The organism is Limisphaera sp. 4302-co (assembly GCF_049537155.1).
Taxonomy (GTDB): domain Bacteria; phylum Verrucomicrobiota; class Verrucomicrobiia; order Limisphaerales; family Limisphaeraceae; genus Limisphaera.
On sequence record NZ_JBMVQZ010000001.1, the window covers coordinates 228,623 to 253,208 of the forward strand.

Consider the following 24,586-nt stretch of genomic DNA (forward strand, 5'->3'; position numbering starts at 1 on the left):
CGGACCGTCCACGGCAGGCACGGACGCCGGGGATCGGCAGCGGCGCCGGCCATCGGCCGGCCGCGCCAGCGCCGGCAGCCCTCAGAAGCCGTCCGTTGCCAGCGGGGGTTGGCGCCGGTGCCAATCGGTCGTCAGTTGATAGGCCCGGGCCACGCGCAGCAGCGTATGTTCACCCAGCGGGGGCCCCAGGAGCTGCAATCCGATCGGCAGGCACGGGGATGCTGTCCAGCCGCAGGGGATGCTCAGGCCACAAATACCCGCCAGATTGCACGATAGGGTGAACACGTCGGTGAGGTACATCTGGAGCGGATCGGAGATCTTTTCACCCAGCCGAAAGGCCACCGTGGGTGTGACGGGCGCGACCAGCGCATCCACCCGGGTGAACGCCTCCAGGAAGTCCCTGCGAATCAGCGTGCGGACCTTCTGCGCGCGCAGGTAGTAGGCGTCGTAGTAACCGCTGCTGAGGACGAATGTCCCCAGGATGATGCGCCGTTTTACCTCCGGACCGAAGCCCCGGCCGCGCGTCCGCTCGTAAAGTTCGATGGGGTCCTGCCCCTCCACGCGCAGGCCGTAGCGGATGCCGTCGAACCGGGCAAGGTTCGCCGAGGCTTCCGCCGTGGCGATGACGTGGTAGGTGGCCAGCGCATGAGGCGTGTGGGGCAACGAGACCTCCAGGATCTCCGCGCCCAGGCCTCGAAGGTGCTCGATGGCCTTTCGCACCGACTGTTCCACCTCGGGAGCCAGTCCGCTGCCGAAATACTCGCGTGGCAGGCCGAGCCGCACCCCGCGCAGATCGGGCTCGGTCGGAGCTGTGTAGTCCGGAACGGGATCCGGCAGGCTGGTGGCGTCGCGGGGGTCGTGACCGGCGATCACCTTCAGCAAAAGGGCCGCGTCCTCCACGGTGGTGGCCAGCGGGCCGATCTGATCCAGTGAGGATGCAAAGGCCACCAGACCATATCGGGAAACGCGCCCGTAAGTGGGTTTCAAACCTACACAACCGCAGAAGGCGGCCGGCTGGCGAATGGAACCGCCGGTGTCGGAGCCCAGCGCTGCGGGACATTCCCCGGCGGCAACCGCAGCCGCCGATCCACCCGAGGAGCCGCCCGGCGTTCGATCCGGATCCCACGGGTTCCGCGTGGGACCGAAGGCGGAGTTCTCGGTGGAACTGCCCATGGCGAATTCGTCCATGTTCAAACGCCCCAAAAGAATGGCGCCCGCCGCTCGGAGCCGCTCCACCACGGTGGCGTCGTAGGGCGAACGAAAGTCGCCGAGGATCCGTGAGGCACAGCGGAGCGCCTGCCCCCGCACGGCAATGTTGTCCTTGATGCCCACCGGCACACCCAGCAGGGGACGGCGGTCATGGGTGACGCCGTCCTTCAGAGCGGCGTCGGCTGCGTCTGCCTGGGCCAGGGCATCGGCCGCATCCCATTCGATGAAGCAGTGCAGGCGCGGTTCGAGCCGTTCGATGCGTGCCAGGAAGTGTTGCGTGAGTTCACGGGCGGAGACCTCGCGTCGAGCCAGGAGTTCCCGGCAGCGTTGCACGGTGAGTCGTTCGGTCATTGCGGGGGAAGGGGATTCAGGGTTCATGCATGGGGCTGAAGACTCTGCCGATCACCTGCGCCGGTCGCCTCCGGCAGGGGGCTGCCGTGCAGAGGGCTGCCGGGCTGGTGGTGTTCATTCCCGGAGTCGGCTGTCCATGATCAGGGTGACCGGTCCGTCGTTGACCAAATGAACCTGCATCATGGCGCCGAACTTGCCCGTGGCCACCGGTTGCCCGAGCATTTGTGAAAGTCTTCGGACGAACTCCTCGTAGAGGGGCTCGGCGGTTTCCGGCGGGGCGGCCCGGCTGTAGGAGGGCCGGTTGCCCTTGCGCGTGCTGGCCAGCAGGGTGAACTGGCTGACCACCATCACCGAGCCGCCGGCTTCCTGCACCGAAAGGTTCATGACACCCTCGGCGTCCGGGAAGATCCGCATCCGTGCCACCTTGCCCGCCAGCCATTCGAGATCGTCCTGCGTGTCGCCCGTCTCGATCCCGAGCAGGACCAGCAAACCGTGACCGATGCGGCTGTGCTCCCGCTCGCCGATGTGAACGGCGGCTTCGCGGACACGTTGCACGACGGCACGCATGGGTGGCGACGGCGCCCTCCAAGGGATCGGTCGCGTTCAATGGGCGGATCCCTGCGTGCAACCGAAGCGCCAGAGCATCACCCCGTACAGCGCCACGGCGAACAACAACAGCCAGAAGTTGCCCGCGTGCGCCAGGATCATGCCCGCCGCAAGCAGCACTCCGAACACCGCATAGGCAAGCCATGCCAGCCAGAATTTCATGGGCGCCAGAATGTAACGACAAGCCTGTGGAAGGCAAGAAAGCCCGGCCGCTCCCGGCTGCGGACGCCGGGCCGGGCTGGTCTGGCTCGTGCGCGCCGGCGGTCCGGGAACCCGCACGGAACGCCCGGTCCATCCGCTGGGCCGCGGTCAACCTTCGCGAATGACAGCCTGCAACCCGCGCCGGAGCGCCTCGACCACGCGGGCGTGCAACGCGTGGACTTCCGCGTCGGTGAGCGTCCGATCCGGAGCCCGGTACGTGAACGCATAGGCCAGACTCTTGGAACCGGCCGGAATGGAGCCGCCCCGGAAGACGTCAAACACCTGGACGCTCTCCAGGTGCTCGACCCGTGCCTGGTGCACGACCCGCAGGACGTCGGCATGCGTGACCGACTCGGGCACGACCATCGCCACGTCACGCCGGACGGCCGGATAAACCGGCAGCGGACGGAACGTGTGCGCGCCGCCGCGGCGGCTCAGCAGGAAATCCAGGTTCACCTCCGCCAGAACCACCGGATCACGGAGGTCGTACTCCCGCGCAACCAGGGGCGAGACCAGTCCCAGTTCACCCAGCCCCTGGCGGCCCAGTTGGAGCGTGGCTGATTCGACAAACAACGGCGTCAGATCGGGCCTCCGTTGGAAGCCGATTCCCCGCACACCCAGATGTTCGAACAGCTCGTCCAGGAACCCGCGAGCGTCCGAGAGGTCGAACCTGGCGTCGCGGCCTTCGCCCGTCCAGAAGACGGGATGGCGCCTGCCCGTCAGGGCCAGGCCCAGGCGCCGTTCCTCCCGGATCTTCCCGTTTTCGCGCCGGAAGACGCGGCCGACCTCGAACAGCGCCACGTCCAGGTTCTTCCGCGTCACGTTGTGGCGCAACGAATCGAGCAGGCCGGGCAGCAGACTCGGCCGCAGCGTGTCCATGTCGCTGCTGAGCGGATTGGCCAGCTTGACCAGGGAGGATGCCTCGCAAACCAGCCGCGCCGCCGCCTCCGAAACGAGCGTTTGCCCCTGGGCTTCGTCCAGCCCGAGTCCACAGCACAGACGCCGGATGCGCGACAGCAGATCGAATTCCTCGTCGGCGGGGTGCGAACCCAGCGCGCCACGGGGGGGTGTGGCCGGCACGCGGTCCACACCGTGGAGACGCTCGATCTCCTCGATCAGGTCAATTTCGCGTTTGAGATCGTGGCGCCAGGTCGGGATTTCGAACGTGGCGGAGTCATCGTCACGGGCGACCGTCTTCAACTGCAGGGCTTCCAGGTGGCGCTGCTGTTCCGCGGGCGGAATCGTCACGCCGAGGATCTGATTCGTCCGCTGGAAACGCAGGCGAACACGGCGGGGCGGGGCAGGGGAGGGATGAAACTCCACCAGGCCACGCGCGAGGCGCCCGCCGGCCAGCTGGAGGATGAGCTGCGCGGCCCGGCGGCTGGCCCACTCGGTGATGCCCGGATCGGCTCCGCGCTCGAAGCGATAACTCGATTCACTGCGCAGGCCGAGCGCCTTGCTCGTGCGGCGAATGTTGGTGGGCTGGAACCAGGCACTCTCCAGCAGGATCTGACGGGTTTCGGGGCCCACCTCGGAATTCTGTCCGCCCATGATGCCCGCCAGGGCCACCGCCTTCTCGGCATCGGCGATCAGCAGCATGTCCGGTTGCAGGCGATGTTCCTGACCATCGAGGGTGACGAAGCTTTCTCCCGGCGCGGCACGGCGGACGCGGAGGGTGACCCGGCCGCCGTCGTCCCGGGCCAGCCGGTCCGCATCGAACGCGTGCAAGGGTTGCCCGCACTCCAGCATCACGAAGTTGGTGACATCGACCACGTTGTTGATGCTGCGCATGCCGACCCGTTCCAGGATCTGGCGCAGCCAGTCCGGGCTGGGGCCGATCCGTACGTCACGGATGAGCCGGGCCACATACCGCGGGCAGAGTTCCGGCTCCTCTACGCGCAAATCCACCTGCTCGGCCGCTGGAGGGTCCTGCTCGTGCGGGGACAGGTCCCCGGGCTCGGGCAGGCGGAGGGGCCGTCCGGTGGCGGCGGCCAGTTCGCGGGCGATCCCGATCACGCCCGCCAGGTCCGGCCGATTGGGTGTAAGCTCCAGATCGTAAACCACGTCGCCGGAGGAGCGGCCCAGATACTCGGCCAGCGGCCGGCCCACCGGGGCGTCCTCCGGCAGGATCAGCAAACCCTCGCCATCCTCCGAAAGCCCCAGTTCGCGGGGGGAGCACATCATGCCCTGGCTCAGGATGCCGAAGACCTTCCGCTCCCGAATGACAAAAGGTTCCTTTTCGCCCGGGCGGGGCGGCAGGGCATGCCCGGGCAGGATCAACGCCACCTTGTCGCCCGGCTTGTGATTGCGCGCACCGCAGATGATCGTGCGTTCCTGTTGCCCGTCGAACACGCGACAAACCGTCAACTTGTCGGACCCGGGCACCGGATCGCGCGTGCGGATCTGCGCCACCACCACCCCCTCGAATTCACCGGCGATCCGCTCCATGCCCTCGACCTCCAGGCCGAGCATGGTCAGGCGCTCCGCCAGTGCCTCGGGCGTTTCCTCCACGTCCACGTACTGTCGCAACCAGTTCAGTGTGATTCTCATGCCTCAGGACCGGTTCGGCATCCTGTCGAAGGGTGGACCGGAAAAGCCGGTCGAAAGACGCCGTTCCCGGGAGGGCCAGACTAGGCGGAGCCGATCCCCGGGGCAAGCGCGCCGCCGCAGGCGGCGTCCGCCGGGCAAAACCGAAGGGGCGATTTGCACAATTTCCGGGGTGGGAGGTTTTGACAAACCGGACCGCAGTTCTTAAGAAGCACGGCATATGACCGAACCCGTGCACACGTCATCCACGCCGGGATCGCCCGCCTGTGGCGGTTATTTCCGCTGGACCATCTGTGTCTTGCTCCTGTTCGCGGCGATCATCAATTACGTGGACCGGCAGGTGATCGGTATCCTCAAGCCCACACTGACGGACGTCTTCCACTGGTCGGACGAACGAATCTACTCGTCCATTGTGTTCGCCTTCCAGTTGGCTTACGCGGTGGGGTTCATGATCGCGGGACGGTTCATGGACGCGGTGGGGGTGCGTGTGGGATTTGCCACATCGGTTTCTCTCTGGAGTTTGGCGGCGGCGGCGCACGGATTGGCGGGTCTTTTCCCCGACAGCCTGCGGTTGCCGATGTTGAATTTGGACGCGGAAACCGGCTTCGCGTGGGTGACCCTGACCGGTGGGGCGGTGGGCCTGGCGTTGGCGCGGTTCGCGCTCGGCTTGGGTGAGTCGGGCGCCTTCCCGGCCTCGATCAAGACGGTGGCCGAGTGGTTCCCCAAACGCGAACGTGCACTGGCCACCGGGATTTTCAACGCGGGAACGAACGTCGGAGCCCTGGTCACGCCACTGGTGGTCCCGTGGATCACGCTGCATCTCGGATGGCAGTGGGCCTTCATCCTAACCGGTTTGGTGGGCTTCTGCTGGGTGGCAGTCTGGCTGGTCTTGTATCACGAGCCGGAACGCCACCCGCGGCTCAAGCCGGCAGAGCTGGCCTACATCCGGAGCGACCCGCCGGACCCGCCCGTTCGCATCCCTTGGCGCATGCTGCTGCCCCACCGGCAGACGTGGGCATTTGCCATTGGCAAGTTCATGACCGACCCCATCTGGTGGTTGTACCTGTTCTGGATCCCCGACTTTTTCCACCGCAACCACGGATTGGACCTCAAGAGCATCGGTCTGCCCCTGGTCGTGATCTATCTGGTGGCGGACGTGGGCAGCGTGGGGGGCGGCTGGATCTCCGGCTGGCTGATGAAGCGCGGCTGGACTCCCAACCGGGCGCGCAAGACCGCGATGTTGATCTGTGCGCTTTGCGTCGTGCCGGTAGCGTTCGCTGCCAATGTGAAGAGTTTCTGGCTTGCGGTGGGATTGATCTCGCTTGCCGCGGCGGCCCACCAGGGTTGGTCGGCCAACCTCTTTACGCTGACTTCCGACATGTTCCCGCGCAAGGCGGTCGGATCGGTGGTGGGCATCGGCGGGACGGCCGGAGCCGTCGGCGGAATGTTCATCGCCATGCTCGTGGGTGCGGTCCTCCAGGCGACGCAGAGTTACATTCCCGTGTTCATCATGGCGGGTTGCACCTACCTGGTGTCGCTGCTGATCATTCATCTGCTCGTGCCCCGGCTGGAACCGGCCCGCCTCGGAATGGAATAACCGAACCTCGGCGTTCCCTCTGCGGCGGAAGGCGCCCGGTGCGGACCGGATCAGGAGAGGCACGGAACGGCGCCGCCCCGGCCGCCTGCTTTACTTGTGAGCAGGCCACCGCAAGAATGTACCGGTGCGCATGCACCGTTTGCTGGCGTCCGTGATTCGCAGGGCTTGCACCTGGCTGGTGTGGGCCGCGGCCTGCGTGCCGGGTCCCGGAGCGGTCACGTCCCCGCCCGACTCACCCTTTCTGGTCGAGAATTGGAGCACGGCCGAGGGACTGCCCCAGAGTTCCGTGCTCACATTGATGCAAGACCGTCACGGGTACTTGTGGGCCGGCACCCTGAACGGCCTGGTGCGGTTTGACGGACTTCGGTTCACGCTCTTCGATGCGGTCAACACCCCGGGGCTGGAAAGCAGCCGCATCGTTTTGGTGTACGAGGACCGCGAGGGAAGGCTCTGGATCGGAACCGAGACGGCGGGGGTTTTTCTGGCCCGCCCGGATGGTTTGCGACCGGTGGACATCGGCAGGCGCGCCCGTGAAGGCCGGTTGCGGGCCGTGGTCGAAGACCGGCAGGGCGCGGTCTGGTTCTACACCGAAGACGGTCAGCTCGGGCGGTACCGTGAAGGTCAGATGAGCGTATGGCGGCTGCGGGCGGACATTCCGGGGTTTTGCCGGGCGCTGGCGGCGGAAGAGGATTATCTCTGGGTGGGAACCGACCAGCAATTGACCGCCTTCGGTCCCTGGGAGGCCGTCGAACCTCCGAAACTGCCGGTACACCTGATCCTGCCGGTGCCGCGGCTGGATCTGCTCGTGCCCAGTCGGTCCGGCGGACACTGGCGGTTTCTGAACGGCCGCATCTTGCTGTGTCGCGGCAACGAGCTGGTGAAGGATCTGGGGCCCTATCCGTGGCGGCCCAATGCCAGGCCGTCCGCGGCGTGTGAAGATCTGGACGGCAATCTCGTCGTGGGCACCCTCGACGAGACGAGCGGCGACGGCGTCTACTGGTTCGACGCCTCCGGCCGCGCCACGCGGATCGGCCGGGCCGATGGTCTGGCGGCGGAAGGCATTTTGGCGGTCCTAGTGGATCGGGAAGGAAACCTCTGGGTGGGCACGGACGGAGGTGGATTGCATCGCGTCCAGCGCAAGCGTTTCCGCCGTCACGTCCTGGCCAACGCCGTCGTGGCACAAACCGTCTGCAGCGATCAGGAGGGCAACGTTTGGATGGGGTTCACGCGCGGAGTGGCCCTCCAACGGAGCGGGGAGCTCGTGGCATTCGGGCCGGTACACGGACTGGCCAATCCGTACGAGCAGAACGTCTCGGCGGTGTGGGTGGATCGCGAAGACCGCGTGTGGGTGGGTACGGGAGGGGGCCTGTTCCAGTGGACCGGGACCCGATTCGAGCGGGTCTCCGGCTCGCCGGCATTGTTGACGGCGGTGCTTGCCATCTACGAGGACAGCCGGGGGGATCTGTGGGTCGGCACCCAGGCCGGGTTGCTGAGCCGGTCGGGCGATCGATGGCATTGGTGGCGGGCCCCGGATGGGCCGGACCCGTCGCCCGTCCGGGCCATCGCGGAAGACGGGCAGGGGAACCTCTGGATCGGAACGGCGGGCGCGGGCCTCTACTGCCGCCGGGATGGGAAATGGACCTGCTGGAAAAAGTCCGCCAGTGGATTGCCGAGCGAAGAGGTCTCCTGCTTGTGGGCCGACCCGGAAGGGACACTCTGGGTGGGCACCTCCGGACACGGCCTGGCTGTCTTCCACGGCGATCGCTGGGCCCGGTTTACCACGCAGAACGGTCTCCCCGGCAACAGCGTCTGCTACCTGTTCCCCGAACCCGGCGGACCGCTGTGGATCGGGTCCAATGCCGGGCTCATGCGCGTTCCTCCTGAAGTACTGGCAGAAGTTCGATCAGGGCAGACCGACAGGCTGAACGGACGCGTCTACGGCCGGGCCGACGGCCTGCCCACAGGGGAATGCACCCAGGGATCCCAACCGGCCGCCACGTCCTCTCCGGATGGCCGACTCTGGTTTGCCACCGTCCAGGGTGTGGTCTCGGTTCACCCGGACGCGCTGGCTCCCAACCGCATCCCGCCCCCGGTGTTGATCGAATCGGTCTGGATGGACAACCAACCGGTCCGCCTGCGGGGGTTGACCGCCGAAGCCCTCCCGCCGTTGATCGTTCCCCCGGGACCGCACAGGATCGAGATCCATTTCACCAGCCTCAACCTGTCCGCACCGGAACGGGCCCGCTTCGAGTACCGCCTCGAAGGTTACGACGACAAATGGACCTCCGCCAACGGGACCCGGTTGGTGCGCTACCCCCGATTGCCGCCGGGCCGGTATCTCTTCGAGGTCCGCGCCGCCAACGAGGACGGCGTTTGGAGTGTCACCCCGGCGCGCCTGACCATCACCGTGCGACCGCCCTTCTGGCAGACGCCGTGGTTTCTCACCGCGGCCACCCTGGCTTTGCTCGGTGGGATTGCCGGGGCCGTGCACTGGTTTTCCACCGCCCGGCTTCGCCGGCAGTTGCGGCTCCAGCAGGCGCTCGAACGTGAACGGGCACGAATCGCGCGCGATCTGCACGACCAGCTCGGAGCCAACCTGGTGCAGGTGGCCCTGCTGGGTGAAATGCTGGAGACGGACAAGGATGACCCCGGCGAAGTCCAGGCCCAAGCCCGCCAGATCACCGAAACCGCGCGCGAAACCACGCGGGCACTGGACGAAATCGTCTGGGCCACCAACCCGGCCCACGATTCCCTGGAAGGTCTCGTCAATTACATCTGCAAGTACGCCCAGGAATACCTGGCCATCGCCGGGATCAAATATCGTTTGGAGGTCCCGCCATTGCCGGAACGGCCCCTGGCGCCGGAGGTCCGCCACAATGTCTACCTCGCCGCCAAGGAGGCCATCCACAACGTCGTGAAACATGCACGCGCCCAAAGCCTCCACCTGCGGGTGCGACTCGACAACGGTCACGCCGTGCTGGAGATTCAGGACGACGGCTGTGGTCTGCCGCCCGACGCCGTCCAGCGCGGCCGCCACGGCCTGGGCAACATGCAGAGGCGTATGCAGGAGGTCGGAGGAAAATGCCAGATCGAATCCGGGCCAGGGCAGGGGACGCGCGTGCGCCTCATCTTTCCCACTGGTCTTTCGGCATCATGAACCCGCGGTTCCCTCTTCATCCCTGCGAGGGTTTCCCCGGCGTTCGCGCCCGGACCGGACCCGGGCCGGACGAACCGGGCCTTCTCCGCCACTTCGTTTCCCGAACCGGGCCTTTGCCCCGTCCCTGAAACCATGCCCATCAAGGTCGCCATCGTCGAAGACAACGAAAAGCTCCGGGACACGCTCGGCCGCGTCCTGGACCGCACGGAGGGATTTGCGTGCGCAGGACGCTTTGCCACAGCCGAGGAGGCCCTCGAACAGGTCCCCGCTCTCAAGCCGGATGTCGTGCTCATGGACATCAACCTGCCCGGCATTAACGGCGTGGAATGTGTCCGCCGGCTCAAGGAACAGTGTCCGGACACCCAGTTCATCATGCTCACCGTCTATGAAGACACCGACAACATCTTCAACGCGCTGGCCGCCGGCGCCACGGGGTACCTGCTCAAGCGCTCCAGCAAGGCCGAGCTGCTGCAGGCCATTCGGGACGTCATGAAAGGCGGTTCGCCCATGACCACGCACATCGCGCGCAAGGTCGTCCAGTCTTTCCAAAAGCCCCTGCCGCCGCAGCCGCGTCAGGATTTCGAGCTTTCACCTCGGGAACACGAGGTCCTGGATCTCCTGGCCCAGGGCTTCCTCTACAAGGAAATCGCCGAGAAACTCGGCGTCACCTACGAGACCGTCCACACCCACATCCGCAGGATCTACGAAAAACTCCAGGTACGCACCCGGACGGAGGCCGTCGCCAAATTTCTCAGGCGTTGACCGCCCGGCCGTCCTGCCGGCCGCCGGGCGCAGAAGCTGCCCGGGCGACGGGCGCGCGTGACGCCCGGCATGACATGCCCTAAGCCGGGACCAGCTTCCATGAGGGCGGTTGCCGCGTGTGTGGCGTCTCGACCAGCTCCGGAACCCGCCTTCGCCACAGCGAGCCTGCCCGGTGCCAGTCGCGGCCGGTTCCGGCTGGCTGGAAACGGCCCCTGTGGCGCGCCGCAACCACCGCGGATTCCTTCCGTGCTGCTGGTCCGCACCGCATTTCTGAGCGGTCAGGCCCGCGCCTTCCGTTTCGGCCTGCGCCGGTTGTCCCACAGGTGCGACGTGCGCCGCCGAGAGGCACCAGGCACCGGGCCACGGAGCAGAGGGGCCGGTTGTTGAACCGGGCGACGGCCCTTGCGGCGGCGGTTTTTGGGTCCCGCCTGAAGCCCGATGAATTGGCGACCGATGCGCCCGGTATACATGCAATAGAACATACATTGTGCCGAATTATATCAGACCGCGGCACGGCGCCTCGTCGGCCTCGAGGGTCATCTGTCCCGCACGCTCCAACGCCCCTGACCGCTTCTGCACGCATGAGCGCCGGCGTCTTGCCCATGGCCGAACAGCCTGCCCGGCGCGTCCGAGCCGCCCCGTTCCCCGATGGCGGCCCGCGAGCTTCCTCCGAGAGCGTCCAATCGGCGTCAGAGTCGAGCCGGAGTGGAAAGGTTCAACGCTACAAGAGGCCGTGGCCTTCGTGCGATGGTGGCCTTGCAGGGCTTGGGCAGGCCGGCGATGTCGCGCCGGCGGGACAAACGTTCGCGGCGCTTGTGGCGCGAAGTGCGAAGATGACGGGCCCTGCCAGTTTCGTGGTGCGATCCTGTCTGTCGGACGGGTTGGATTGTGTGGACGGCCGGGATCCGCAAGGCCTCGGGGCCCGGCTTTTCGCGCGGTTGAGCCGCAGCCGGCCGTTGATCGGCTTCCGATTTGGGACCTGCCCTCGTGGCGGGCTCCCGGCCGCTCTGCCGTGGGCACGGTTCAGTGTGGAGCCCAACCGAACCGCTCGGTGATGGGCCAGTAAACGAACCAGAAGCGGCCGATGACGTTGCGGGCCGGTAGGGGGCCCCAAGCCCGGGAATCCAGACTGTTGAGCGTATTGTCGCCCATGACCATGTAGTGACCGGGCGGCACGACCACACCTTCGGGATGCTCGTAAAACAGCGGGGCGAGCCGCTGGCCGTCCACGTGGCCGGAGTACTGACTGTCGCGTGGCGGCTGGTCGGGATCGAAGCTGTAGACCAGCTCGAACCCGGGATCGAGGTGGGTCAGCCGGCGGCCGTTGATGATCACGTGCCGGTCGGGGCCGATCTGGACACGTTCGCTGCCCAGGGCGACGAGTCGTTTGATGTAGTACTGATCCTGCGGGAGGCCGCGGATTCCGGCGGTTTCGAAGACGATGATCTCGCCGCGGCGGGGCGGGCGGAAGTTGTAGGTCATGCGATCCACGAACAGGTGGTCTCCGCTGTGAACGCGCACGTGGAGCACGGTGTCGCCCTTGCGGAAGTACTGGCCCGGCCGGAGTCCGCCGCGGACGGCGATGTCGTACTGGCCGGTGTCCGGCGGAAACCAGATGGTATGCGGCACGCCGCCGATCCACAGGGTCTGTTTCAGGTTGAAAAAGAGCAGGCGCACCGGCGGGTCCACGCGCTGGATGGGACCGTCGGTCTTGGCCACCACCTTGACGTATGAGACCCCGGCAAACCATTCCCGGATGCGTTGCCAGCCTTTTGGCGGTTGAAAGTCCGGGTACTGCAGGAGGTTGACCGACGTTACGCCGAAGAGTGTCGGCTGCATGGAGCCGGTGGGGATTTTGAAGGGCTGCAGGAAGAAGGTCCGGATCCCCATGGCCACGGCCAGTGCCACCAGCATGACCTCGAAATTCTCCCGCAACCGGGGGTGCGGGTACCGGAGCAACCACTGGCGGGCGGCGTCTTCCACGGCGTCCATCTGCTCGCGCACGGCGATGGGGTTGGCCCCTTCGCGCAACACCCGGCGAAGTTCGCTCGTGGCGTTCTGCAGGCCCTCGCGTGCGGCGGGCGACAACAGGTCTGCCTGCGCATGCGCGAGGCGTTCGACGTGCCGGCAGAGGTTGAGCGCATCACGAACGGTCCGGGAAAAGAGCCAGCGCAACCAGAGCATGTGAGGAGGCCCTCCAGGTGGATCGTGTGCGGTTGGATGGCCGGTCAGCCCGTTTTGAGCACCTCGATGAAGGCCTCCTGGGGTATGTGAACCGAGCCGATGGCTTTCATGCGCTTTTTCCCTTCCTTTTGTCGTTCGAGCAGCTTCCGCTTGCGGGTGATGTCACCGCCGTAACATTTGGCGGTGACATCCTTGCGCAGGGCGCTGACGGTCTCCCGGGCGATGATCCGGCCGCCGATGGCGGCCTGGATGGCCACTTGGAATTGCTGTCGCGGGATGACCTCCTTCAGTTTGGCGGCCAGCATCCGGCCGCGGCTCTCGGCCTTGTCCCGATGCACGATACAGGAGAAGGCGTCCACTGGCTCGCCGTTGACCAGCATGTCCAGCTTGACCATGTCGGACGGCATGTAGCCGGCGTGTTCGTAGTCGAGCGAGCCGTAGCCGTGGGTGACGCTTTTGATGCGGTCGTGGAAGTCAATGAGGATCTCGTTGAGCGGCAGTCGGGCCGTGAGCATGACCCGGCGCGGGTCCAGCGTCTCGGTGTTTTCCACCACGCCCCGTTTCTCGGTGATGAGGAGCAGCAGGTCGCCAATGTACTCGTTCGGGCACAGGATGTAGGCCCGGATGATGGGCTCCTCGATTTGCTCGATGTAGTTCGGATCGGGCATGTGGGCGGGGTTGTCCACCTCCTTGACGGTCCCGTTGGTAAGCCGGACGCGGTAGACCACGCTCGGGTAGGTGGCGATGATGTCCAGGTTGTACTCGCGCCGGAGGCGTTCCTGCACGATCTCCATGTGCAACAGCCCCAGGAAACCGCAACGGAAGCCGAAGCCGAGTGCCACGCTGGTCTCCGGCTGGTACACGAAGGCGGGGTCGTTGAGCTGCAGCTTGGCCATGCTGGCCTTCAGGTGCTCGTAGTCGGCGGTGTTGATCGGGTAGATCCCGCTGAAGACCATCGGCCGGACCTCTTGGAATCCGGGCAGGGCCGGCGAGGGCACACGGGCATCGGTGATGGTGTCCCCGAGTTTGACTTCCGACGGGCTCTTGATGTTGGCCGTGAGGTAGCCGGTCTCCCCCACCCCCAGCCGTTCCCGTGTGTAGGGCTTCGGATTGAAGCTTCCGACCTCCTTGACCTCGTAGGTCCGGCCCGAGTGGAGCAGGCGGATCTGCATGCCCGGACGCAGCTCGCCATTGAAGACCCGCACGTAAACGACGACGCCCTTGTAGGTGTCGTAGTAGGAGTCGAAGGCCAGCGCCTGCAGGCTGGGTGCACCGGTCGGTTGCGGAGGTGGGATCCGCTCCACGATGGCCTCGAGGATCTCGTCGGTTCCGATCCCCTCCTTGGCCGAGGCCAGGATGGCCGTTTCAGCCGGGATGGCCAGGATGTCTTCCAGTTGCTGGCGAACCATGGCGATGTTGGCGTGGGGCAGATCGATTTTGTTGATGACCGGGATGATGGCCAGGTTCTGTTTCATGGCCAGGTGGACATTGGCCACCGTCTGAGCCTCCACGCCCTGCGCGGCATCAATAACCAGCAGCGCCCCCTCACAGGCCCGCAGACTGCGGGAAACCTCGTAGGAAAAGTCCACATGTCCCGGGGTGTCGATCAGGTTCAGCTCGTACCGCTGACCGTTCCGGGCGGTGTAGTACATGGTCACCGGGTGCGCCTTGATGGTGATGCCGCGCTCCCGTTCGATGTCCATGGAGTCCAGCAGCTGCTCCTGCATCTCCCGGTCCGAAATTGTGCCGGTCCGATGCAGCAGACGATCCGAAAGGGTCGTCTTCCCATGATCCACATGGGCAATGATGCAAAAGTTTCGAATCAGGCTCGGCTCCATCGACGTTCTGTGTGCATTCCGTCCGTTGAACCTTCAAGTTAACTCCGGGCTTGGCGAAGAAAAGAGCAAACCTTGGGGCCTTTGAGAGGGTGCCCGTCGGTTTCGTTTGCCCCCCCTGCCCTTGCGGCTGTGGCCGGGCCGGTTGAACCGGCCCATGGGGGCGAGGGCCTGCGGGAACACGCACCGATCCTCGCCCGAGCCCGCGTGCCGGGCCGGCGGCTGAAACGGTTGTTGACCGATTGGCGTTGCCAGCCGGCACGGATGCAAGGTAGAGAAGAAGAGGCGGGCCGGGGCGGGCCCGGCCGTGCGGTGCCGCGTGTCAAGACGAAGACCAAGCAAGCCAAAGGGACGGTCATGAAACTGGGGTTTGTCTCTGCCATCCTGCCCGAGCTCACGCTCAACGAGGTCCTGGCATTCGCCGCCGCGGAGGGATTTGATTGTGTGGAGGTGATGTGCTGGCCTCCCGGCCGGGCGGAGCGGCGTTTTGCCGGCGTGACCCACGTGGATGTCATCGGGTTCACGCAGGCCCGGGCCGACGACATCAACGCACTGTGCGTCCAGCACGGCGTGAACATCAGCGGTCTCGGTTACTACCCCAACCCGCTGGATCCCAACCCGAGCGTGGCCCGCGCAGCGGTGGAACATCTCAAGCGGGTGATCCGGGCCGCCAGTCTGCTGGGTGTCCGGCAGGTCAACACCTTCGTGGGCCGGGACTGGAAACGCTCCGTCGAGGAGAACTGGCCCCGGTTTCTGAAGACATGGAAGGCGTTGGTGGCCTTCGCGGAGGATCAGAATGTACGGATCGGGATCGAAAACTGTCCCATGCTGTTCACACGGGACGAATGGCCCGGCGGCAAAAACCTGGCCACCACACCCGCCATCTGGCGCAGGATGTTCGAGGAGATCCCCTCGGATCATTTCGGGCTGAACTATGATCCGTCGCACCTGGTGCTTCAGCGGATGGACCCGTTGCTGCCGCTGGCCGAGTTCCGCGATCGCCTGTTCCACATCCACGCGAAAGACGTGCAGATTCACCCCGAAAAGCTGAACCAAGTGGGGATCTTTGCGTATCCGAAACTCTGGCACACCCCGCGCATCCCCGGATTCGGGGAGATCGATTGGGCACGGTTCATGGCCCGGCTCTACGAGATCGGTTACAGCGGGCCGGTGTGCGTGGAGGTGGAGGACGACACCTTTGGACAGACCCTGGAGGGCCGGAAGCGTGCGGTTTGCGTGGCGGGTCAGGTGCTTCGGCCATTCTTCAGCTGAGTGAGCCCCGGCGAACCGGTCCGGGGGCTGCCGGTGGCGGCAAGGGCCCTCCCCTGTCCGGCAAGGCGGCCCGGCCCCCGGCCCGTCCGCTCCATCCTCCGGGTGCGGTGGGTGACGCCCGTGCAAGCCTGTTGAGCTTGACCGATTTCGGCCGGATCCTTAAGCCTAGCGCGTCATGATCATCTCCGACCTGCGCGAGATCGAAGGCCGGCGCTATCCGGCGCGGCGCCGCACGCAGAACCTCGTGGGGGGTGTGGCGCCCATCCAGTGCCAGAATTTCTGCATGGGTTATGTCACGCTCGATCCCAAGGGCGGTCAGGTTCCGTGGCACAACCAGGAGCAGGAAGAGGTTTATTTCATCCTGGAGGGCACCGGTGAGATGTGCCTGGGTGAGGAACGCCGGACGGTGACCGGCGGCCAGGCCGTGTACATCCCGCCGCGTGTCTATCATCAGCTGACCAACATCGGGGAGACGCCGCTGCGGATGATCTATGTTTACGGCCCGGCCGGTGACGTGGCGCATTGGAGGCAGGAACTGGAGGGCACCCTGCCCCGGGCCGGGGTCGAAGCCCCTCCCCTGCCCCCGGGCGCATGGCCGCAGTGCACGGACAAGCCGGCCTGAGAGAAGAATCCCGAATTTCGGCCCTCGCCAGGCCGGTTTGCACCGAAGACTTTGACCTTTTTCAGCCATGAAGACCTACACTGTCGGCATCATCATGAACGGGGTGACCGGCCGGATGGGCACCAATCAGCATTACATCCGGTCGATCCTGGCCATCATGAAACAGGGCGGCGTTCGCCGGGGGGATTCCGAGGTCATTCTGCCCCGCCCTTTGCTGGTGGGCCGGAACCCGGCGAAGCTTGAGAAACTGGCTGCCATGGGCGAGAACGTCCGATGGACCACCGATCTGGACGCAGCCCTTTCCGACAAGGAGAACCAAATCTATTTCGACGCCCAGACCACCGGCCTGCGAGCCGCGGCCGTGCTGAAGGCCCTGGCCGCGGGCAAACACATCTATTGTGAGAAACCCACGGCCACGAGTACCGCCACGGCGTACGAACTCTATCAAAAGGCCAAGCAGGCCGGAGTGAAACACGGCGTGGTCCAGGACAAACTCTGGCTGCCCGGTTTGCGCAAGCTCCAGATGCTGGTGCGCTCAGGGTTCTTCGGGGAGATCCTTTCCGTCCGGGGCGAGTTCGGCTACTGGGTGTTCGACGGCGAGCATGTCCCGGCGCAGCGGCCCTCCTGGAATTATCGCAAGGAAGACGACGGCGGGATCATCGTGGACATGCTGTGCCACTGGCGGTATGTGCTCGACAATCTTTTCGCGCCGGTCAAGGCCGTCTCCTGCCTGGGCGCCACACACATCAAACAGCGTTGGGACGAGCAAGGCCGGCCGTATCGCTGCACGGCTGATGACGCCGCCTATGCCACCTTCGAACTCGAAAACGGCGTGATCGCCCATTTCAACTCTTCCTGGTGCGTCCGTGTCCGGCGGGACGATCTGCTGACGATTCAGGTGGACGGCACGAAGGGTTCGGCCGTGGCAGGGCTGCGCGACTGTTGGGTCCAACCGGCGCATGCCACTCCGCGCCCGGTCTGGAATCCGGACCTGCCCAACCCGATCAACTTCTACGAAAACTGGCTGCGCGTGCCCGACTACGAAAACTATGACAACGCCTTCAAGGTCCAGTGGGAGCTCTTTCTCCGGCACGTCGTTTGGGACGAGCCGTTTCGCTGGAACCTGTTGGAAGGCGCCAAGGGTGTGCAACTGGCCGAGAAAGGCCTGGAATCGTGGCAGCGCCGTGCCTGGGTGGAGGTCCCGCCGCTGGAACCCTGACCCGCAGGCGCCCGGGTGTAAAGTTTGATAGGGCACCCGGCCCGACTCGGGCGGGGCGCACCGTCCGGATGGGCCAAGCCCTGTCCTCCCGAGAAAGGCGGTGCGGCGTTCGTTCCGTTGGAAGACCGGCCCGGCAGCCAGAGGCGACACGCGGGCTTGGGGAACCCGGAACAGGCCCGGACAGCCGGGCCTGCCTTAGATCCGGGTGTACCGCCTCAGCAGGGCGGCACGCGCTTCGATGTCACGGAGTTGGATGCGGTCCAACCGGGTCAGCCCGAATCCTTCGCAACAGAAGCTGGCGACGACGCTCCCGTAGAAGATGGCGCGTCGGAGGCGCGATTCCCATGGGCCACGACCCCGTGCCAGCCGGCCCATCAGTGCTCCGGCGAAGCTGTCTCCCGCGCCTGTGGGATCCACCACACGGGCCAACGGGAACGCGGGTGCAACGAACATTCCGCTCCGGGACGACAGGATGGCCCCGTGTTCGCCCTTCTTGACGATGACGAAACGCGGTCCGAGCGCGTGCAACCGCCGCAGGGCGGTCACGACGTTGGATTCTCCGGTCAATTGGGCTGCCTCGGTGTCATTCAGGATGAACAGGTCCACCCGCCGGAGCAGCTCCAGCAATTCCGACCGGGCGGTCTCGATCCACAAATCCATCGTGTCAGCGGCGACGAACCGCGGCTTTTCCAGTTGCCGCAACACGTGAAGCTGCAGGGCCGGCGCAATGTTGCCCAGCAGCACGAAGGGGGATCGCCGGTATCGCTCGGGCAGGTCGGGCCGAAACTCTGCAAACACACCCAGGTCGGTCAGCAGGGTGCGCCGCCGGTTCATGTTGGACTCGTACTCGCCCGCCCAATGAAAGGTCCTGCCCGGGCGCCGTTGCAAACCTTCCAGATCGATCCCGTGGCGCCGGAAGAGGCTCAGGTAACGCGTCGGAAAATCTCCACCCACCACGCCCACCATCAACGCCGGAGCGAAAAAGCTGGCCGCCACGGCCGCGTAGCTGGCCGATCCGCCCAACAGCCGGTCCCGGGCACCATGCGGCGTGCGAATCGAATCGAGAGCCGTCGAACCAACAATCAGGACACTCATGGCGTGAACCATTTCGAACCCTGCCTCGCCCCGTCACGGCCGGGGCAATGGCGCATGACGCTATCCGAAACGCGCACCCGGCCGCAATCCCGGAACCGGAGAGCCAACCGCCGATCCCCTCCCACAAGACCGCCCTGGGCGGGCGCTTCGCGGAGGGATTGCCAGTCCGCGCCCGGTTGATCCATCCTGCCCGTGATGCAGTTCTCGACCGGGTGTCCCTTGCTGGCGCTGGCTGCCCTTGTTGCCGTGCCGTGGACCTGCGGCGCCGAGGCGCGATCTCCCGGGCCCCACGTGCTGCAACCCCGGGTCTGCGACGCGCTCACACTGGTCCAACCCGATGCCGTGCACGTCGAGGGTTGGCTCGGCTGCCGCATCCACAGCAACCTGACGCAAAGGCTGCTTCAGGTGGATCTGGATCCCCTGCTGGCCGGCCATCGCCACCGGCCGGGCAACCATCCGTGGATCGGCGAGCACATCGGCAAGTGGCTGCACGCCGCGACGCTCGCGTGGGCCTACAGCGGGGAGCCGGCGTTGCGGGCCAGACTGGACCAGGCGGTGACCGACCTTCTACGGACACAGGAGCCCGATGGCTATCTCGGCACTTACACGCCGGAACACCGCTTCGGCCTTTATCCGGGGGCCGACTGGGATGTCTGGTCGCACAAGTACAATCTCATCGGATTGCTGACCTACCACGAGTACACCGGGCACGGGCCGGCCCTGGAGGCGTGCCGGCGGATGGCCGACCTGTTGCTGGACACCTTTCCCCGCCGGAAAAGCATCCTGGCCGCGGGCACGCACATGGGCATGGCGGCCACGAGCGTGCTGGAGCCCATCGTCCTTTTGTACCGCCGGACAGGCGAGGAACGATACCTCGCTTTCGCACGCTACATCGTGCGCGCGTGGGAGGAGCCGGACGGGCCGCGCATCCTGGGCGCCCTTTTGACCCACGGCCGTGTCCATCGGACGGCCAATGCCAAGGCCTACGAGTTGTTGTCCAATCTCGCGGGGTTGTGCGAGCTGTACCGCGTCACCGGCGAGTCGGATTACCTGCGCGCGGTGGAGGCTGCGTGGGAGGACGTGGTTCTGCGCAGGTTGTACGTGACCGGCGGCGCCAGCCAGGGGGAGTACTTTCGGGAAGATCACGAACTGCCCAACCATGAGGCGGCGCACGTGGCCGAAACCTGCGTCACGGTGACCTGGTTGCAGCTCAACCTTCAGTTGCTCCGGCTGACGGGCCGGGCGCAATACGCGCGGGAAGTGGAGCGCACGCTCTATAATCACCTGACGGCGGCCCAGCACCCGTCCGGCCGAACGTGGTGTTATTTCACCCCGTTGGAAGGCCGCAAGACGTACGGGCCGGGGATCAACTGCTGTGTCTCCAGCGGTCCAAGGGGCCTGGCCCTCGCACCGCTGAGCACATATGGCGTGGTGGGGCAGGACTCCGACGCCCCCGAAGTGGCGGTCATGACGTTTGAAACCTCGCGCGCTCACCTCGCCTGGTCGGGCGGCGGGGTCACGGTGGTGCAGCAAAGCGGTTTTCCCACGCGGGGCGTCTCCCGGTTGACCTTCCGACTCGAAAAGCCCACCCGGTTCGGACTCCGCGTTCACTCGCCGGATTGGGCCGGGCCGGTCCGACTTTACTTCGGTGGTCGGCCGCTCTCGGCCGGGAGTCGGGATGGTTGGACCGAGGTGCCGGCCCGGTTCTGGAAGGACGGCGACACGCTGGAAATGCGGTTCAGACTGGAAGCGGTGCTTTTGCCCGGTAAACACGGCAACCAGGGGCGGGCGGCGCTGAGCTGGGGCCCGTTCGTCCTGGCCTGTGAATCCCCGGCAGACGCCGCCCTCCCCTCCCCGTTCGCCGTGGGTTGGAAACCTCCGGTCCGGGGCTCCGCGCGTTGGCAAAACGGCGGGCGTCTGCTGGTTCACACGCGCTCCCTGGCCACGCGCGGAGGAAAGCCGTTGGAGACGGATCTGGTCACGTTTGCCGACGCGGGCTCTGAAGGCGCGCCGTACCGGGTGTGGTTGTGGGGACCGGACCCCGGGTGGCAACAGCGCGTCTCGGCATTGGCCGAAGGGAGCGAAAGCAGATCGCGGCCCGGCAACCAGTCCGGTTCCATCCTCGACGGCGACCCCGGGAGCGTCGTGGTGACCTACGACGGCCGCTGGTCGGTCGAGGACTGGTTTGCCGTTTCCCTTCCCGGGCCGGTGCGGATCCGGCGGGTGATCTTCCGGCATGGGCGCACCTTCCATGACGGCGGCTGGTTCGATACCAGCCAGGGCAAACCCCGGGTTCAGGTGCGGCGGACGGTGGACGGTCCCTGGGAAACCGTGGGTGTGTTGGATGACTACCCGGCGACCTCGGCCACGGACGCTGCAGGCCTGCGCGGGGGCGAGGCGTTCGAACTCCGACTGGCCGGCCCTGTGGAAGTGGTGGCGGTCCGGGTGGCGGGCCGACCAGCCTGCGGGGACAACCCGGCACAGGCATTCAGTTCCTGCGCGGAGTTGGAGGCTTTTGAGGAGTGACGGGCCGCGCGGTCCGCACCGCTGAGAAATTCTCTCGCCGGCCCGAAAGAACGGCCCGGGCTTGCTCCCCTTTGAATTCCTGCCGATGTTGGACCACAAGGAGCGTGACTGCCCGCCTCCCGGCGGATGTGCTGTCCGGGGTCCGGAATGCACCAGAGCCCGGGTGGAGCGACCGCTGAAGCGGACTCGGGAAGATCGGCAATGGAAGACCGCAACCACGAACCAATGGAACCCCGCCCCGACAACGGTGATGGCAGCCGAGGGGCCGGGTCGGACCGCCCGGCTGTTCGGCGCCAGATTCGCGGCCCGGGAACCAGTCCGGTGGAGACCGGCGGTGGCCTGCATCCCTTCCGGGTGGGCTGTGTGCGTGCACTCAACACCGCACCCCTGTGCCGCGGCATCGAGAATGACCTCGTCTTCGCCGCTCCGGCCGAACTGGCCCGGATGCTTCAACAGGGCGAGCTGGACGCGGCCCTGGTGAGCGTGGTCGAACCCTTGTGGCACGATGACTACGACATTCTGGACGGTGTGGCAGTGGCCAGCCTGGGGGAGGTGAAGAGCGTGTTTCTGGCGCATCGCCGGCCGTTGGAAGAGATCGAGACCGTGTATTACGATCCGGGATCGCTCACCAGCGTCACGCTGTTGCGCGTCCTGTTGGCCGAGCGCGGCTTGCAACCGCGGTTCCAAGCCCTGGAGGACCTGACTGCTGCCGCCGAACTGGACAACGTGATGTTGATCGGCGATGCGGCCCTGGACTTTCTCTTCGCGCCGCACGATCACCAGATTTTCGACCTTGGCTATGCCTGGTACGAACTGACGCGGCTGCCCTTCGTATACGCCGTCTGGGCCCTTCGACGCGCCGTGGATCACGCGCCGCTGCGCCGGATCCTGCGTGAGACCCGGGATTTCGGCATGGAGACACTCGATCACATCGTGCGGGAGCGGACGGAATACACGGCGGATTTTCGCCGCGATTATCTCGGCTGGCACATACACTACCACCTTGGTGACGACGAGAAACGCGGCATCGCCCGGTTCATGGAGTTGATGGAAAAGCACGGGCTCGGTCCCGTTCACCCGCCCCGGTACGTGTGGTGAACCGTGGCCGGAGGTGCCTGACCTTGCGGGCCGGGGTCTCGCCACGCCATGTGGGCCTCACCCTGCGGCCGGGTTGCAGGCCTGGAGATCCTCAGGACGCGGCGGATTCCGCTTCCAGTCGTTGCAACACCTCCGGGTCGCGCACGTCCACCCAACGGCCGGCGATGGGCAGACCGAGCAGGCGCAGCCCGGCAGCGGCCATGGCGTTGACGGCGTCGGTCAGCTCGTATTCGCCCCTGGGCGATAGCTGGAGACGCGCGGTGAATTCGAACAACGCGGGCCGGAACACGTAGATCCCGGCGTTGTACCAGAAGGGACCTTCCATTCCCAGCCAGCCTTCGCGTTGCAACGCGGCCAGTTGCTCGGCGGAAGGCTTTTCCACGATGCGGTGGAGGCGGAAGGCGGAATCGAACAGGGCCAACCCACCCTGGCGGACGTCTTCCCCGCGGGTGACCGTGACCACGCCGTCACAGGGCTCGCCCTCGAACCGTGCCCGCACGTCGCGATAGGTCTCCGGCTGCACGAGTATGTCGCCATAGGTCAGAAGGAAGGGTGAGTCGCCCAGGAAGGATCGGGCGGGCTCGGCCGCCCTGCCCGTACCGTTCTGCACGGTCTGCCGCCCGAAAACAATCCGCGCACCCCAGCGGGCGCCATCGGCGAAATGATCTTCGATGACCTCGGCCTGGAACCCCGTCACGATGAACAGGTCGGTGATGCCGGCGCCGACCAGTCCCTCGACAATGTGCTCCAGGATCGGCCGGCCCTGGACACGGAGCATCGGTTTGGGGAGGGACCGCGTCAGTTCCCGCATCCGGGTGCCACGGCCGGCGGCCAGGATGACTGCCTTCATGCGCTCATGATGAACGGGCGGCGCGCGGGTGGGCAAAAGGAATCTCTGCGCACGGGAATGCCGCTCCGTTTGGTGGCGACGCGTGCCGGCCGGGAACAGAGCGTCCTGCCCCTCGGGGTGACGGGCAGGGCCTCTGTTCCCCTGCCCGGCACCGTCCCGCGCCAACCGGCACGATGCTCAACGGCGACCGGGTGCGTAACTGTATCCGCCACGGATCCGGCCGCCCCGGGCGCCGCGGTTCCATCGGGTCCGACCCCGTTGAGGCTGGGCCACCGCCTCGAAAAGCGCCGTGTAACGGTAGTCGAAACCTTCGAGTCGGGAGATCGGGATGGATTGTTTGATGAAGCCCTCGATGGCGCGGACGTGTCGCACGTCGCCGGCGGTCATCAGGGTGAGGGCGTCGCCCCGGTTGGAGGCACGGCCGGTCCGGCCGATCCGGTGCACGTAGTCCTCCGGATGCAGCGGGACGTCGAAATTGATGACGTGACTGACCTCCGGGATGTCCAGGCCGCGACTGGCGATGTCGGTGGCGACCAACACGTCGTAGCGGCCGGAACGAAAGCCGGCCAGTGCGCGTTCCCGCTCCACCTGTGAGCGGTCGGCGTGCAGCACGGCCACGGCATGGGCGTGGGCTCGCAGCAGGGCTGCGAGGCGGTCGGCCCCCTGTTTGGTGCGGCAGAACACGATGGCCGAATCGTGATCGAGCCGTTCCAGCAGGGCCAGCAGCAGCGCCTCTTTCTGCGCCTCCGCCACCGGGTAGAGCCGGTGGGTCACCGTCTCCGCGGGCGTCCGGTGATGACCGATCTGCACGGTTTGAGGTTCATGCATGGCCCAGCGGATGAGCCGGACGATGGCCGGCGGAAGCGTGGCCGAGAAAAGAAGCGTCTGCCGGGGTTGCGGGCACTGTTGCAGGATGGCCTTGACGTCGGGCAGGAAGCCCATGTCCAGCATGCGATCCGCTTCGTCCAGGACCACGTGGGTGAGGCGGTCCAGCCTGCAGGTGCCCCGTTCCATGTGATCCAACAGCCGGCCGGGCGTGGCCACGAGCACGTCCACTCCCCGCCGCAGTGTTTCGTTCTGCCGCCCGTAGCCCACGCCGCCGTGGACCAGTCCGGTGCGCAGGCCGGTGAACCGGGCCAGCGCGCGGAGGGCCGACTCCACCTGCCCCGCGAGTTCGCGCGTGGGTTCGAGCACGAGGGCCCGCGGACCGGGTGCCGGACGACCCAACCGTTGGAGCAACGGCAGTCCGAAAGCGGCGGTTTTGCCGGTGCCGGTCTGGGCACTGCCCAGCAGGTCGCGTCCGGCCAGAACGACGGGAATGGCACGATGTTGAATGGGCGTGGGCTCGGAGTAACCCAGGGCCTCGACCGCCCTCAAGAGGGCTGGTTCCAGCCCCAGTTTTGCAAACGACATGGCCGGAACATGGACGAAAGACCGGTCCTTGTCCAATCAAAC

The 24,586-nt window shown here is 66.2% G+C and carries 17 protein-coding genes; 8 read left to right on the plus strand and 9 right to left on the minus strand.

The window, feature by feature from the left end:
- Positions 1–81: 81 nt before the first annotated feature.
- The 4 genes from gatA to pheT all read right to left on the minus strand — a co-directional run bounded on the left by gatA (position 82) and on the right by pheT (position 4,917).
- Positions 82–1,560 (minus strand): Asp-tRNA(Asn)/Glu-tRNA(Gln) amidotransferase subunit GatA, encoded by a 1,479-nt coding sequence (gene gatA / locus ACPDIX_RS00840; protein ID WP_423430167.1) that lies wholly within the window; start codon positions 1,558–1,560, stop codon positions 82–84.
- Positions 1,561–1,674: 114 nt separating this feature from the next.
- Complete coding sequence (dtd, locus tag ACPDIX_RS00845; RefSeq protein ID WP_423429873.1) at positions 1,675–2,127, minus strand: D-aminoacyl-tRNA deacylase; 453 nt, start codon at positions 2,125–2,127, stop codon at positions 1,675–1,677.
- A 36-nt stretch (positions 2,128–2,163) separates the two neighbouring features.
- Complete coding sequence (locus ACPDIX_RS00850; RefSeq protein WP_423429874.1) at positions 2,164–2,328, minus strand: hypothetical protein; 165 nt, start codon at positions 2,326–2,328, stop codon at positions 2,164–2,166.
- A 147-nt stretch (positions 2,329–2,475) separates the two neighbouring features.
- On the minus strand, positions 2,476–4,917 hold the full coding sequence (gene pheT, locus ACPDIX_RS00855) for a phenylalanine--tRNA ligase subunit beta (protein WP_423429875.1): 2,442 nt from the start codon (positions 4,915–4,917) through the stop codon (positions 2,476–2,478).
- Positions 4,918–5,134: 217 nt separating this feature from the next.
- On the opposite strand from pheT, the gene ACPDIX_RS00860 reads away from it, so the two are divergent.
- From ACPDIX_RS00860 to ACPDIX_RS00870, 3 genes are all read left to right on the plus strand, one after another.
- Positions 5,135–6,511 (plus strand): MFS transporter, encoded by a 1,377-nt coding sequence (locus tag ACPDIX_RS00860; protein ID WP_423429876.1) that lies wholly within the window; start codon positions 5,135–5,137, stop codon positions 6,509–6,511.
- 130 nt (positions 6,512–6,641) lie between these two features.
- On the plus strand, positions 6,642–9,668 hold the full coding sequence (locus ACPDIX_RS00865; RefSeq protein WP_423429877.1) for a sensor histidine kinase: 3,027 nt from the start codon (positions 6,642–6,644) through the stop codon (positions 9,666–9,668).
- A 132-nt stretch (positions 9,669–9,800) separates the two neighbouring features.
- Positions 9,801–10,430 carry a response regulator gene (locus ACPDIX_RS00870; RefSeq protein WP_423429878.1) on the plus strand — a complete coding sequence of 210 codons (630 nt, stop codon included), beginning with the start codon at positions 9,801–9,803 and terminating at the stop codon, positions 10,428–10,430.
- 1,023 nt (positions 10,431–11,453) lie between these two features.
- On the opposite strand, the gene lepB is transcribed toward ACPDIX_RS00870, so the two are convergent.
- Entirely contained in the window at positions 11,454–12,614 is a 1,161-nt protein-coding gene (gene lepB, locus ACPDIX_RS00875; RefSeq protein ID WP_423429879.1) for a signal peptidase I, read from the minus strand.
- Between the two features lie 44 nt (positions 12,615–12,658).
- The gene (gene lepA / locus ACPDIX_RS00880; protein WP_423429880.1) at positions 12,659–14,452 is read right to left on the minus strand and encodes a translation elongation factor 4; all 1,794 of its coding nucleotides are present in this window, start codon (positions 14,450–14,452) and stop codon (positions 12,659–12,661) included.
- A 354-nt stretch (positions 14,453–14,806) separates the two neighbouring features.
- Here lepA and ACPDIX_RS00885 point away from each other — a divergent pair, with 354 nt between their 5' ends.
- The 3 genes from ACPDIX_RS00885 to ACPDIX_RS00895 all read left to right on the plus strand — a co-directional run bounded on the left by ACPDIX_RS00885 (position 14,807) and on the right by ACPDIX_RS00895 (position 17,562).
- A complete protein-coding gene (locus ACPDIX_RS00885; protein ID WP_423429881.1) occupies positions 14,807–15,721 on the plus strand; it encodes a sugar phosphate isomerase/epimerase family protein in 915 nt (304 codons plus the stop codon).
- A 175-nt stretch (positions 15,722–15,896) separates the two neighbouring features.
- Positions 15,897–16,343: a cupin domain-containing protein gene (locus ACPDIX_RS00890; RefSeq protein WP_423429882.1), complete on the plus strand. Its 447-nt coding sequence runs from the start codon at positions 15,897–15,899 to the stop codon at positions 16,341–16,343.
- A 67-nt stretch (positions 16,344–16,410) separates the two neighbouring features.
- Positions 16,411–17,562, plus strand: a complete 1,152-nt coding sequence (locus ACPDIX_RS00895; protein ID WP_423429883.1) for a Gfo/Idh/MocA family protein — start codon at positions 16,411–16,413, stop codon at positions 17,560–17,562.
- 195 nt (positions 17,563–17,757) lie between these two features.
- Here ACPDIX_RS00895 and ACPDIX_RS00900 read toward each other — a convergent pair whose 3' ends face one another.
- Positions 17,758–18,657, minus strand: coding sequence for a PfkB family carbohydrate kinase (locus ACPDIX_RS00900; protein ID WP_423429884.1), 900 nt, complete (start codon positions 18,655–18,657; stop codon positions 17,758–17,760).
- Between the two features lie 195 nt (positions 18,658–18,852).
- Between ACPDIX_RS00900 and ACPDIX_RS00905 the strand changes: the two genes are divergently transcribed.
- Positions 18,853–21,183, plus strand: a complete 2,331-nt coding sequence (locus ACPDIX_RS00905) for a glycoside hydrolase family 127 protein (protein ID WP_423429885.1) — start codon at positions 18,853–18,855, stop codon at positions 21,181–21,183.
- Positions 21,184–21,504: 321 nt separating this feature from the next.
- Positions 21,505–22,281: a menaquinone biosynthetic enzyme MqnA/MqnD family protein gene (locus tag ACPDIX_RS00910; RefSeq protein ID WP_423429886.1), complete on the plus strand. Its 777-nt coding sequence runs from the start codon at positions 21,505–21,507 to the stop codon at positions 22,279–22,281.
- Positions 22,282–22,372: 91 nt separating this feature from the next.
- Here the strand turns inward: ACPDIX_RS00910 and ACPDIX_RS00915 are convergent, their stop codons facing one another.
- The gene (locus ACPDIX_RS00915; protein ID WP_423429887.1) at positions 22,373–23,131 is read right to left on the minus strand and encodes a nucleotidyltransferase family protein; all 759 of its coding nucleotides are present in this window, start codon (positions 23,129–23,131) and stop codon (positions 22,373–22,375) included.
- A 177-nt stretch (positions 23,132–23,308) separates the two neighbouring features.
- Entirely contained in the window at positions 23,309–24,544 is a 1,236-nt protein-coding gene (locus ACPDIX_RS00920) for a DEAD/DEAH box helicase (RefSeq protein WP_423429888.1), read from the minus strand.
- Positions 24,545–24,586 lie beyond the last annotated feature (42 nt).

Bases quoted from the DNA above. Each gene is read 5' to 3' on its own strand.
- gatA (WP_423430167.1), bottom strand. From the start codon at position 1,560: ATGACCGAACGACTCACCGTGCAACGCTGCCGGGAACTCCTGGCTCGA.
- dtd (WP_423429873.1), bottom strand. From the start codon at position 2,127: ATGCGTGCCGTCGTGCAACGTGTCCGCGAAGCCGCCGTTCACATCGGC.
- ACPDIX_RS00850 (WP_423429874.1), bottom strand. From the start codon at position 2,328: ATGAAATTCTGGCTGGCATGGCTTGCCTATGCGGTGTTCGGAGTGCTG.
- pheT (WP_423429875.1), bottom strand. From the start codon at position 4,917: ATGAGAATCACACTGAACTGGTTGCGACAGTACGTGGACGTGGAGGAA.
- ACPDIX_RS00860 (WP_423429876.1), top strand. From the start codon at position 5,135: ATGACCGAACCCGTGCACACGTCATCCACGCCGGGATCGCCCGCCTGT.
- ACPDIX_RS00865 (WP_423429877.1), top strand. From the start codon at position 6,642: ATGCACCGTTTGCTGGCGTCCGTGATTCGCAGGGCTTGCACCTGGCTG.
- ACPDIX_RS00870 (WP_423429878.1), top strand. From the start codon at position 9,801: ATGCCCATCAAGGTCGCCATCGTCGAAGACAACGAAAAGCTCCGGGAC.
- lepB (WP_423429879.1), bottom strand. From the start codon at position 12,614: ATGCTCTGGTTGCGCTGGCTCTTTTCCCGGACCGTTCGTGATGCGCTC.
- lepA (WP_423429880.1), bottom strand. From the start codon at position 14,452: ATGGAGCCGAGCCTGATTCGAAACTTTTGCATCATTGCCCATGTGGAT.
- ACPDIX_RS00885 (WP_423429881.1), top strand. From the start codon at position 14,807: ATGAAACTGGGGTTTGTCTCTGCCATCCTGCCCGAGCTCACGCTCAAC.
- ACPDIX_RS00890 (WP_423429882.1), top strand. From the start codon at position 15,897: ATGATCATCTCCGACCTGCGCGAGATCGAAGGCCGGCGCTATCCGGCG.
- ACPDIX_RS00895 (WP_423429883.1), top strand. From the start codon at position 16,411: ATGAAGACCTACACTGTCGGCATCATCATGAACGGGGTGACCGGCCGG.
- ACPDIX_RS00900 (WP_423429884.1), bottom strand. From the start codon at position 18,657: ATGAGTGTCCTGATTGTTGGTTCGACGGCTCTCGATTCGATTCGCACG.
- ACPDIX_RS00905 (WP_423429885.1), top strand. From the start codon at position 18,853: ATGCAGTTCTCGACCGGGTGTCCCTTGCTGGCGCTGGCTGCCCTTGTT.
- ACPDIX_RS00915 (WP_423429887.1), bottom strand. From the start codon at position 23,131: ATGAAGGCAGTCATCCTGGCCGCCGGCCGTGGCACCCGGATGCGGGAA.
- ACPDIX_RS00920 (WP_423429888.1), bottom strand. From the start codon at position 24,544: ATGTCGTTTGCAAAACTGGGGCTGGAACCAGCCCTCTTGAGGGCGGTC.